The sequence below is a fragment of the Chryseobacterium ginsengisoli genome, assembly GCF_039542325.1.
In the GTDB taxonomy this organism is placed as follows: domain Bacteria; phylum Bacteroidota; class Bacteroidia; order Flavobacteriales; family Weeksellaceae; genus Chryseobacterium; species Chryseobacterium ginsengisoli.
In genome coordinates, this window is sequence record NZ_BAABHX010000007.1 from 214,576 (window position 1) to 226,362 (window position 11,787).

An 11,787-nucleotide genomic window follows, 5' to 3' on the forward strand; every position below is an offset into this window, starting at 1 on the left:
TTTTAACATTTTTCCAAAACAATTGCTGCATTACACCCACCAAAACCTGAAGCCGTTTTCAAAATATATTTGATTTCTGCAGGTTGGTTTTCTTTTATAATATTCAACGGTTGGGAAGTTCCCGTTTCTTCAAAGTTTTTAGATGGAATTAATGTATTATTCAATGCAGATTCTATTGAAATAATACTTTCTAATAATCCAGAAGCTCCCAAACAATGTCCGTAATAACCTTTCATGCTGTTTAGAGGAACATCTTGTAATTCCATTCTGTTGAAAGCGATGGCTTCCATTTCGTCGTTGTATATTGTTGCCGTTCCGTGTGCAGAAATAAAATCGATTTTTTCTGCTGAAACATTGGCTTCTGTCATTGCATTTTTGATACTCGCATACAATCCGTCACCCATTCTTGAAGGTCCGGAAATGTGATTGGCATCGTTGATGGCTGAATCTCCTAAGACTTTAAAACTAAATTTTTCGTTTGAGATTGCTTCGTCACTTCGTTCCTCGCAATGACCTGTGATATAAACCGCTGCTGTTCCTTCACCAATATTGATTCCGTCACGGTTTTTGTCGTAAGGTTTACAAATTTCCGTTCCGATTGCTTGAAATGAATTGAAACCAGAAATTACAAACTCTGAAATTTCGTCTCCGGCAATGACGAAAGCATTTTTATATTTTCCAGCCTGAATCATATTTTTAGCAACAGCAATTGCCATTACTCCTGAAACGCAGGCATTGGAAACAACAATCGGTTTTGTTTTAAATCCAAAAAAATCAGCAATCTTTTGAGCTAAGTTTGAAAGAAAAACACCTTCTGGTAAAGTATTTTGATTTTTTAATAAGCTGATATTTCCTTTCGTTGTTGATAAAATAAAAGCTGTATCGTCTGAAATTGGATTTTTTTCAACCAAAGGTTTTAGACTTAGCAAAAACATTTTTTCCAGTCTTGTAAAATCCTGATTGTCGAAGAATTTACTAAATTCTTCATTCAATTTTTCAGAATCAATCATTGAAGCATAAAAAGGTTCCTGATTTTCTATGATTTTATGCAAAGCTACGCCTGATTTTCCTTCTAAAAGAGCATTCCAATTGGATGAAACGTCAAAACCTAAAGGCGTGACGCAGTTGTAATCTGTAATGTAAATTTCCTTCCTCATTATAATCCCATTTTATCTTTCCAAGCCTGAAAAAATTCAGGATTATATAAACATAAATTGTTGTCCGAATCCAAAAAAACCTGAATGGTTTCTCCTGAACAGACTAGTTTATTTTCTTCGTTAAAAAGCTCGTATCTGTAAATTAATTTCGCTGAAGTTGAATTCACGAAAGTCGTTACAATATTGAAAGTTTCTCCATATTTTAATGGAAGAAAATGTTCACAAGTACTTTTCACAATTGGAGTTACATATCCAGCTTTTTGAATATCGAGATAAGTTAATCCATGTTCACGTCCGAAAGCTTCTCTACCATCTTCGAAATAAACGATATAATGTCCATGCCAAACAATTCCCAATGGATCTGTTTCGTTGAACCTTACGCGTACTTTTTCAGTAAAAGCTAATATGATTTCTTCTTTAGACTGCATTTTGTTTTCTTTCGTAAATTAATGATATTCCGACCATTGCAATATAAAATAAAAATAAGAAAGTCAGTTCTTTTGCAATTCCTCCGATTCCGCTGTTTCTTAAAATAATGTCATAGTAAGCATTCAATCCCCAATTCATAGGTGAAAATTTAGCAATAGTCTGCATAAATTCAGGCATTAAAAATACCGGAACCCAGATTCCTCCGACAGCCGCCAAAACGACAACAGAAGTCGCTCCAAACGGTGCAGATTGTTCCTGTGTGTCGGCAATCGTCCCCAATAAAACTCCGAAACCGATTGCCGCCAATCCTGAAAATAAAGTCACAACAATCAGCTGGAACATTTTTCCGGTGACATCAAACTGAGGCAAATCCATGTAAGGAAATAGGTAGATTCCTACTGCAACCATCAGCAAAAACTGAATCATGCAGATGATCAAATAAGTAAATGTTTTTCCTAAAATATGGATAAAATAAGGAGTCGGACTGATTCTGGCTCTCACGCTCGTTCCCTGACTTTTTTCTTTAACTAAATTAATAGACAAAGGCACGACAATAAAGAAAATTGCAAACAATGCCCAGGCTGGAACGTTGTGTTGAACCGAATTCGGCATCACGTCCATTTTTCCTTTTTTAGGAGTGATTTCTTTAAAGCTGATCAGATTTTTATTTTCTTCAAGATTTTCGGTTGTTCCCAACTGATCCTGAAAAGCTTTGTAAATCTTTTTATTCTCAATTTCAAAAACCATTTTGTTCACGGCATTCATCACATTGTTTTTGAAGCCGATATTAGTAGCAGGATCAAAATACAAATGAATGTCCTTGGCTTTGATAGCTTTTACTTGAGCTTTACCTGAATTTTCTTCTAAACCAAACGAACTTACAATAGTCTGAACTTTGGAATCAATATTTGAATTTAAATCTTTTGTTAAATTTTCAGGAATAACGATTGCCATCTGATAATCTCCTCCAAAAACAGCTTCTTGAGCAGATTTTTCAGTATAATTCGTCATTAACTCGAAAGTTTTACTTCCTTCAAGCTCGTGTTTTATATTTTTTGAAATCTCAGATTTATCATTATCAATAAAAATGATCGGGATTTTAGAACCTTCCAGATTTTTAAAAGTCGAATCCTGAATCAAAGTAATCGTGATAATTAATAATAAAGGCATCACGAAAATGATGACGATTCCTCCAATATCTCTTTTCAGCAAAAGGATTTCCTTAATGAAACTTCTCCACAATTTATACAACAACATCTCTTAATTCTTTTCCGGTTAATGAAATGAAAACATCTTCTAAATTCTCAGCACTTGCCACTCTGTTCACCAATTCTTCAGGTGTTCCCACAGCATGGATTTTCCCATGATCGATGATGGCAATTTTTGTACAGAATTCCTCTGCTTCCGAAAGGTGATGCGATGTATAAATGATACAGGTTCCTTTTTTGTTTAAATCTAAAAGATAATCTATAATTGCTTTTTTAGACTGAACATCAACGCCAACGGTCGGTTCATCCAAAAATAAAACTTTAGGATTGTGAAGAGTTCCTGCAATCAAATTGCAACGGCGCTTCATTCCTCCTGAAAACTGTTCAACTTTTTTATCTGCGAATTTTGACAAGCCCATGATTTCCAGAGATTCATCAATCGCATTTCTTAATTTTTTGTGGCTTAAACCATACAGACTTCCGAAGAACATTAAATTTTCTTTGGCTGTCAATGTTGGATATAAAGCATATTCCTGCGGAACGATTCCTATGATTTGTCTTAATTTAAAACCATCTTTCTGAGGTGACAATCCGTTGATTTTAAACGTTCCCGAAGTTGGTTTAATTAAACCTGAAAGCATTGAAATCAACGTTGTTTTTCCGGCTCCGTTTGGTCCGAGAATTCCGTAGATTTCGTCTTTCTCAATATTCAACGAGATATCATTTACAGAAAAATCTTCTGCATTTTTATATTTTTTATATAAATTTTTAATCTCAATAAAGTTCTCCATTTAGATCGCTTTTCTCAGTTTTTTATAGAAAGCTTCTTCCAGATCTGCAATATGAAGCATCGTTTTTGAAAGTTGATTGTAAATATCGCTTTTTGAGTTCCTGTTTTTGTAAACTCTCGCAATATCCACAGCAAAATCTCTCCAAAGATCACCAATTTCGGTAATTTCTTTTGAAAGTTCTTTCAACTGGTCATTTTTAAGAATCACTGCAGCTTCCTGTAAAAATGCACCATAAATAAACCTGAATCCGCCACCACCAGTCCCGATTTCTTCCTGCATTCTGATCAGCTGTCCTAAATAATGATTGGTTGTTTTTATTCCTTTTTTTGCAGCCCATTTCGGGATGCTTCTGGCTACCCATCTCATTGCTTTTACACCAATGATCGGAACGGGAGCCAACATATTTTTACAAGTATCTTTAATTCCTTTTTTGATGGCTTCTTCCAGATTTACATTTTCAGGAATATAAGTAGGGTAATACATGTGACCTTTTGGCGGAAGTGCGCCTTTTGCATATCTTACTTTTTCCAGTTCAGCCTCGGTAAGAGTTGTTGTATAATCCATTACGGGATCACTGATCAGAAATTTTCCGTCTTCTTTTCCGTAAACGACCAAATTGTGGGCATTAAAATGGAATTTATATTCTTCAGGGAAATAGGTGAGATTGAAAACTCCAACCTGTAAACCTGTCGGAACATTGTTTTCCAAATTTCTTTCTAAAGCCTTTTGAGCTTCTGCAGGATTTGAAAATTTTTCTCTTTTAATTTTAATTCCCAATCTTTTTGCTGCTTTGCTGAAAATAGCGCCGGGCATTGGGCGATAACTAAAACCAGGGGCGAAATTTACTTTTAAAAAAGGTAAATACACAAAGAATAATCCGGAACCGATTCCGAAAATCATGGGTTCGCTGAGTTTTAACCCTTTGTTGAGTAATAAATTGGAGGCAACACCGTTTTCGCAATGTGCTGTTTGGTGATGTTCAAAATTGAGTTCCATTTGGCTTTTATCTTTTATCGGGAAATTAAAATGCTTTATTTTCCGTCGAAGTTTCTTAATTCATCCACTGAAATTCCGAATGCATCGGCATATTTTTTCAGAGCGGATTGGCTTAGTGTTTTAAAAATTTTTGGTTTTGCGTGTCTTTTCACTCGCCATTGCCACATTCCGACATAGGCTGCAAGAACTTGTAGATCCATTTTATTTAATTCCATGAAATAGATAATCGGACTTACAATATTATTAGCTACATTTTGTTTTGCTTCTTCAATTCTTTCGTTAATCAAAGCCAGCGATTCATCCAAAGCGGCTTTTTTAATATCCCAACCGATACTGTTTGCTGTTGTATAGTTGTTGTTTTCATCAGTCACATACAAAACTTCCGTCATGTTTGCGGACTTTAGATTGCTTTCGTCTTGAGGAAGATCTTGTTTTTTCATTGGTTATTAGTGTTTTACTTCTTGAATAAACAAATTAATTTCTGCTCTTATCAATAATTCATCATTAAGAAAGGTCTCACAAAAGATATTGCAGATGTTTTCAAACTGAGAAATCAATGAAGCTTTCGAAATGATTTTGTCACCAACTTTCGGTAAAGCGAAAACTTCAATTTTCTTGATATTGGTAATAAAACCAATCACTTTTGTATCTGCTTCAGGATTTTCAAAGAAACTTTGTCCGAGAATTGATGAACACGTTTGAGCTAAATTTTCGATCAAACCGGCTTCAACAAAATGATTATTATGAACAAAAACATTATCTTCTAAAATTTCAAAGGAAGTCACAACTTTTTCTTTGGTCAGTTCCAGGATATAATCTGCCATTAACATCGGTTCGCGATGAGGGAGAAAATTGTGTATATTGATGATGTTTTCTTCCTTGATTTCCATTACATTATCTATTGTTTCTGAATTTTTTAAGACAAATATTAAATTCAGTTATTAATATTTTACATTACAACAGTTTTCATCTGAGATTTTGCAATAACCTCATCGTTGATCTTTGTTACGATATCGACCAAAGTTACGCCCATCATTTCATTAATAATGGAAACTTCGGAAGTTAGCAGATCTCCCAATTTCGGTAATTTTGTTGCCTCAAAAGTTTTGATAGCACCAATATAACCTGTCGGAGCTTCTTTTCCTAACAAATAGAACTTGTAGCCGGTGTGTAAAGCTACACTTTGAGCTTGGTGTTCTACTAATCCGGAAGCCTGAAAAATGCCGTCCTGAACAAAAATATTTTCCTCCTTTATTTCAAATCCTGAAACCAATTGGGTTTCGGAATAATCTGCAATACTGTTTACCATTACAAAAGGAAATCGTTGTGGAATTAGACTTTCCACAAAATTCTGATCAGATGTCGGTAATTTGTTTTCCATTAGCAAACCGTTAATAAAGCACAAGAATAGGCAAATCTTCCACTTTCAGGAACGCAAAGAAGAACTCTTTCTCCTTTTTTCAGCTTTCCTGAGTTCATTAATTCTTCCAAAGCCACAAAAATAGAACCTGCACCAATATTTCCGATGTCTGAAAGATTATAGAACCATTTTTCCCAAGGGAAATCCAGTCCTACGTTGGCAAATTCTTCTTTTAAGCCTTCTTTAAAATAGCCTGAAGAAATATGAGCTAAAACGTGATCGATAGATTCAGGATCTAAATCATGTTTATCAAAAGATGATCTCAAACTTTCGGCACCTTTTACCAAAATATATTTATCTAAAATTTTAGTATCTTGTTTGATAGCGAAAATAGATTGCTTCAACCATTCATCCGATGGATAATCTGCCCAAGATTTTAAACTTCCGTCTTCCTGTTTTTCGCAACCTGCATACATACAAGCTTCGATTTCGTGAGCGTAAGAATAAAAATCGATCCATTCTACTCTTAAATTTGTTTCGTTTTCTCTTGGTTTGTTTTCCAATAAGAAAGCTCCGGCTCCGTCAGAAAGCATCCATCTCAAAAACTCTCTTTTGAAAGCGATGATTGGTCTTTCTTCCAGTAAAATTAAATTTTCAGCTTCGTGGTTGAATTTATCAGCTGTCATCCAAGCCGACATTCTTTCAGAACCCGCACAAACGGCCTGTTCCTGAACTCCGGCTTTAATGGAAAGAAAACCATAGTTCAAAGCATTCATTCCTGAATTACAAAGTCCTGTTGCTGTATTAATTTCAATAGATTTTCCGATATTTAATTCACCATGAACCATTGAAGCGTGCGAAGGCTGAATCTGATCCGGAGAAGTTGTTCCCACAGACAATAATTTCATGTCTTCTTTTTTGAATTTATCATCAAAAAGACCTTCAATTGCTTTTGCCGTCAACTGCGCATTCGTGTGAGTTGGGTTTCCTTCTTTGTCTAAAGCGTAATATCTTGTCGTGATCTTGTTATTTCTTAAAATAATTCCTTTTGCCTTAGATTTCGCGCCATTTATATAACCAAGATACGTTTCCATTTCGTCATTTGAAACCGGCTCATTGGGTAAGTATTTTGATGCTTTTGTTATAAATACGTCGTACATTCTATTTTAAATTAATTCCTTGTAAATATTCTCTTTGTCTTTTTCTTTTAAACCAAAAGATAGGTGTTGTAAGTAGGTGTAAAACCAATACGATGGGTGAAATAATCCATATCGCAGCCATCAAATATACCTTAAAGAATTTGATCAGCAATGGTCGCTTCTCTTTTTTCTTGATAATGAGGTTGGACCAAATAGTGAAAATTTTGTTGCCCACTTTCTCTACTCTTACCAAAAACGCCCTGATTTCCACGGCTCCGTTTTTTACCAAATCCGGCTGAAGCGTATCTAAATCATTATTTTTTAAATGTCTTTCGATAATTTCGCCATATTTTCCTGCGCCATTAATTTCCTCGTCCGAAACTCCTGCTGCAGGAAGAAGTCCCGATTTCTCTTTTTTTCCGCCAATCATCCAGCGAACTACCGTCAATACACTTGTATAGTTGTCGTGTCTGTCTACCAATGCAATGTTTCCGACAAGTTTGGCTTTCATGTCTTTTAAATATACCTTCAGTTTTTCCTGAGAAAACATCCACATATTTCTTGTTCCCGAAATGGTAACAACGGGTGTGTCTTTTAGGATCTGTTCCGCATAACCGCTTTTCAGAAATGAAATGATCGGAATAGACGGCGTTAAATACCAAACCTGATATCCAAAAATGATAAGATCGTATTTTTTGTTCAATACTTCTTCCGATGGTGGAAGAATTTCACTCGGAATCTGCAAATAAGATTCCGGAAATGCATTGAAAAATACATCACTAGACCACGGAAAAGGAAAGTCCTTTTTCATTTGGATGTTGTAATACGTCACGTTGTACTCGTCCTTTTTTGCTTCAAAAGGTTGGGCAACATTCTTTACAATATCCGTCAGCTGACCGGTTTGTGAATAATATATAACGAGTATATTTTTTTGCATTAGTTTTTTTTATCGGTTACAAAAATATGCTTTTCAGATTTATTATTTAGTCTTGAATACTTTTAATGATTCAGAACTGAATTGTAATGTATAATTATTATTTTCAAACGAAGTGTTTTTTATGTTCACAAAAATGACAGTTTCAGGAAGTTCTGCAATATCATTTAGATTAAAATTTTCATCCGAAACCAAAAGAACATCAATTTTTTTATTGATTTCTGTGGTATCTTTTATATAATTTATTTTTCTTCTTTTTACTAAATAAGTCTGTTCGGCAGTTTCTCTTTTTTCATCATTTTTAATTAAAGTGAAAATTCTTCGGCTTGCCTGTTGAAGTGTTAATAAAACATCTTTTTGCCCAAAATCATTAGCAAAATGTAAAATATTTGTTTCTTTTGGAATATGTTTGTTCAGTTCAAAGTAAACAGATTTGTTGGCGTTGAAATCTCGTTTTACTTCTTTTACAACTTCATTGTCTTTATATAAATAGCTTAGAAATAGTTTTTTCTTAAAATAATTTTCATCTTCAAGTTCGTTTCTCAGTTTTGCAAACTCGTTTCTGAAATAAGAATTAATCTTTTTTGATCTTTCAGAATAATTTTTTCCAAAATTCAAATCGTCTTTATCAATTCTTTCACCAACTTTCACAGTGATTGCTCCGTCGTAGATAATGAAATCACCTTTTGGTAAAACTTCAGAGTTTCCATGAATATAAACAGGAACCACATCCAGTTGGAATTGTTCCGCAATATAAAAAGCACCTTTGTGAAATCTCTTCACATCATTTGTATAAGAACGTTCCGCTTCCGGAAATACCATTAATGAATAACCCTGGTCGATTTTTTCTCTTAATTTTTCCATTCCGTTTTCGATGCCTTGAGAAACAGGGAAAAATCCTAAAGCTTTCACCAATTTCCCGAAAACCGGAGAATCATAAACCCAGTCATTGACCAGATAAATAATTTTATGAGTTGCCATCGCCAAAGCCAAAGTATCCAGAAACGAAGTGTGATTGGCAATGATCACAGAAGGTTTGCTGAAATCTTCATTAGGATTTTTAATGACCGTTTTCTTTACAAACGGTGTAAGATGTAAAACTGATTTTAAAAATAAGGCAATTGCTTTTTTGATATTGTCTAACGTTTTTCCTTTTGCTTTTTTTACGAAGAAATGTCCGAAGAAAGAAAAGAAAAGTCCGCCCAATCCGTAATATATAAATGATAAAACAGAACGAAGAAACAATCTAAATGTAATTGGAGATAATCCTTTTTTTGCTCTGTTTGTAATTAATAATCTAAACCAAAACGGATATAAAGTTGAAGTAATGATGATTACAGAAAACATTCCGATTAAAGCAACTAAAGCTAATGAATGTAAAGCAGGATGTTTCGCGAAAATCAAAGAACCGATGGACAAAATTGTTGTAAAAACTGCCAGAATAATAGAAGTTCTATAAGTCGGAAGTTCATTTTTTCCATTCGTATGTTCTTTCTGCATTGCCTGTGTAAGGAAAATACTGAAATCGTCTCCAACTCCAAAAACCAAAGTACAAACAACGGTGCTGAAAATATTTAATTCCAATCCTAAGAAATAGAGAATTCCCGCGGTTACAATTCCCGTTAAAACAATTGGGAACATCGTAAGAATCGTCAATTCAAAGTTTCTAAAGAATACGATGATCGTTAAAACAATTGCGAGAAGAGAATAATTAATCAAAGTATTAAAATCTCTTTTTAATAGACCTAAAAAGTTTTCATTCATCTGCTGACGGTCGATCGCCAAAGCTTCATGTTTTTTCTCAACATCTTTGATGAAAGCATCTCTTTTCTGTTCGTCGACTTTCACAACATTTGAAACCGTGTAAAAACCATTTTCCTGACTTAAAAATTCGGAAATCTGTAATGCTTTTACTTTTTCGTAGTCTTTTAATGTTAAAGTAGAGTAGTTCTTATTTAAATTTTCATTGAACTGATCAAATGCAGAACTGTTGAACCCAAATTGATTTCCGTTTTTAATTAATTCAGAAATCGTCTGATTCTTTTTATTGTCGTTCCAGAATTTTTGCCATAATTCGATCTTTTTTTGCTGATCTTTTTCAGAGAGAACAACATTTCCAAGAGAATTGTAACTTAAAATCTTTCCGTCTTTCTTTTCTTTTTCTAAAAACTGACTCAATTGAGAATTTCTTGTTAAAGCCTGTTCTTCAGAATCTCCATAAGAAATTGTATAAATGGATTTTGAAGTGATGTCTGAAAGTTTTTCCAGTTTCGCTTCACTTATTTTCAAATCTTTCGGAATATAATTTAAATCTCCAATATCTTCATTAAAACCAACATGTCTGAAACCAAAAAGGCAGGCAACAATAATGATCGAACAAACAATAATCAAAGGTTTGTTTTTTTCATAAGGATAAGAACCGATTTTGTCAATGAAATTTGCATTCACCTCTTTTTCTTTCGCCTTTGGTTTATACAATTGAGGAACAATAATTAATGCAGTAATTGAAGATAAAATAACCGTTATCGCTGCAAAAAGACCGAGATCTTTCAACGCTTCCGAGCGTACAAAAATCAAACACAGGAAGGAAACCGCTGTTGTCGCACTACTTAAAATAATAGGCTGCGTGATTTCTTTGTAAAGTTCTTCAATATTGTTGTTGTGTTTGTAATGCGTCAAAATATGCAAGGCATAATCGATCGTAATTCCTATCAAAATTGCTCCAACACTCAATGAAATGGCTGAAATTTTATCTTTAATAAAGTATAAAATCAACAAAGCCAACAAAACTGAGAAAACCGTCGGAAGAAAAACAATAATCGGTGTAAAGAAATTCCTGAAATAATAAATCAGCAAAATCAAAAGCACCGTCATAGAAATCATGACTGTATTCTGGATGTCTTTTTTAATCTGTTGAGCATTTGCAACCGCAATTACAGGCGAACCAAAATAGCTGATTTCTGTTTTTCCTTTGAATTGTTTGTTGAGGTTGTCTTTTATTTCATTTAATTGATTAACAAATGTTTCGTTGTTTTTGGTATCGTTGCTTTTATTTTTCGGATCGATGAAAAGAAGAAGGTTTTTCCCGTCTTTGGTGACGATATAATTGTCTTCCAGCTTAAAATCTTTACTGATATTTAAAGCATTCAGTTTTTTAATTCCAAGAAAAGTAATTCCAAGAGGGTCTTTTTTAATGAATTCTTTTGTGACTAAGCTTGTCGGCGAAACCAAAGAAACGTAATTATTTTCAACCTGTTTTGTAATACTGTCTTTCTGTAGCTTCCTTTCGATTTCTTTGTAATCGTTTTCATTTAAGAATAAAGGAAGATTTTGGTTTACAAAATCAAAGGTTTCCGAGATTTCATTGTCATTTATTTTCCCCTGAACCGAACCGATGTATTTTTGTAAAGGCTCAATTTTGGTTAAAAAAGTATCGGCAGTTTCCGAAAGCTGAAAATTTTCTTCTTTGGATTTGTTTTCGATAATGACAATGACTTTATCCGAAAAGTTCAGTTGCTTCAGAACTTTTGCCGTAAGATCAGATTTTTCATTTTTTGGAATGATCTGATTAATGTCTTCCTCAAAATTAATTTTTGAAGCAAAAAATCCGCATACAACAGCAATTCCGACTGCAAAAAATACAGACAGAAGCTTGTTTTTGGAAATCAGATAATATAAAAATATAAAAAACCGATGCATTACATTAGAAAATCAAGTTTGCAAATTTAAATTTTTCATTATTAGTTCAAAACGTTTTAACATAAGTTTTATCT

The 11,787-nt window shown here is 33.7% G+C and carries 11 protein-coding genes; all 11 read right to left on the bottom strand.

From position 1 onward, the window contains the following. Nucleotides 1-2: 2 nt before the first annotated feature. Genes ABD940_RS18985 through ABD940_RS19035 form a run of 11 tightly spaced genes read right to left on the bottom strand, consistent with a single transcriptional unit; the run spans nt 3 to nt 11,713 of the window. Entirely contained in the window at nt 3-1,157 is a 1,155-nt protein-coding gene (locus ABD940_RS18985; protein ID WP_345207435.1) for a beta-ketoacyl synthase N-terminal-like domain-containing protein, read from the bottom strand. Then, nucleotides 1,157-1,585, bottom strand: coding sequence for an acyl-CoA thioesterase (locus tag ABD940_RS18990; RefSeq protein WP_345207437.1), 429 nt, complete (start codon nt 1,583-1,585; stop codon nt 1,157-1,159). The genes ABD940_RS18985 and ABD940_RS18990 overlap by 1 nt, the downstream gene beginning before the upstream one ends. Then, nucleotides 1,575-2,843 (bottom strand): ABC transporter permease, encoded by a 1,269-nt coding sequence (locus ABD940_RS18995; protein ID WP_345207439.1) that lies wholly within the window; start codon nt 2,841-2,843, stop codon nt 1,575-1,577. The genes ABD940_RS18990 and ABD940_RS18995 overlap by 11 nt, the downstream gene beginning before the upstream one ends. Then, entirely contained in the window at nt 2,830-3,585 is a 756-nt protein-coding gene (locus ABD940_RS19000; RefSeq protein ID WP_345207441.1) for an ABC transporter ATP-binding protein, read from the bottom strand. Before ABD940_RS19000 ends, ABD940_RS18995 begins: the two co-directional genes overlap by 14 nt. Next, entirely contained in the window at nt 3,586-4,581 is a 996-nt protein-coding gene (gene darH / locus ABD940_RS19005; protein ID WP_345207443.1) for a BtrH-related acyltransferase DarH, read from the bottom strand. Between the two features lie 35 nt (nt 4,582-4,616). Continuing rightward, nucleotides 4,617-5,021 carry a flexirubin biosynthesis protein DarG gene (DarG, locus tag ABD940_RS19010; protein WP_345207445.1) on the bottom strand — a complete coding sequence of 135 codons (405 nt, stop codon included), beginning with the start codon at nt 5,019-5,021 and terminating at the stop codon, nt 4,617-4,619. Between the two features lie 6 nt (nt 5,022-5,027). Further along, complete coding sequence (locus ABD940_RS19015) at nt 5,028-5,471, bottom strand: hotdog family protein (RefSeq protein WP_345207447.1); 444 nt, start codon at nt 5,469-5,471, stop codon at nt 5,028-5,030. 59 nt (nt 5,472-5,530) lie between these two features. Beyond that, nucleotides 5,531-5,962 carry a hotdog family protein gene (locus ABD940_RS19020; protein ID WP_345207449.1) on the bottom strand — a complete coding sequence of 144 codons (432 nt, stop codon included), beginning with the start codon at nt 5,960-5,962 and terminating at the stop codon, nt 5,531-5,533. Next, a complete protein-coding gene (gene darB, locus ABD940_RS19025) occupies nt 5,962-7,101 on the bottom strand; it encodes a dialkylresorcinol biosynthesis protein DarB (RefSeq protein ID WP_345207451.1) in 1,140 nt (379 codons plus the stop codon). Before darB ends, ABD940_RS19020 begins: the two co-directional genes overlap by 1 nt. Nucleotide 7,102: 1 nt before the next feature. Further along, nucleotides 7,103-8,017 (bottom strand): dialkylrecorsinol condensing enzyme DarA, encoded by a 915-nt coding sequence (locus ABD940_RS19030; RefSeq protein WP_345207453.1) that lies wholly within the window; start codon nt 8,015-8,017, stop codon nt 7,103-7,105. Between the two features lie 42 nt (nt 8,018-8,059). Continuing rightward, entirely contained in the window at nt 8,060-11,713 is a 3,654-nt protein-coding gene (locus ABD940_RS19035) for an MMPL family transporter (RefSeq protein WP_345207455.1), read from the bottom strand. Nucleotides 11,714-11,787: the final 74 nt, after the last annotated feature.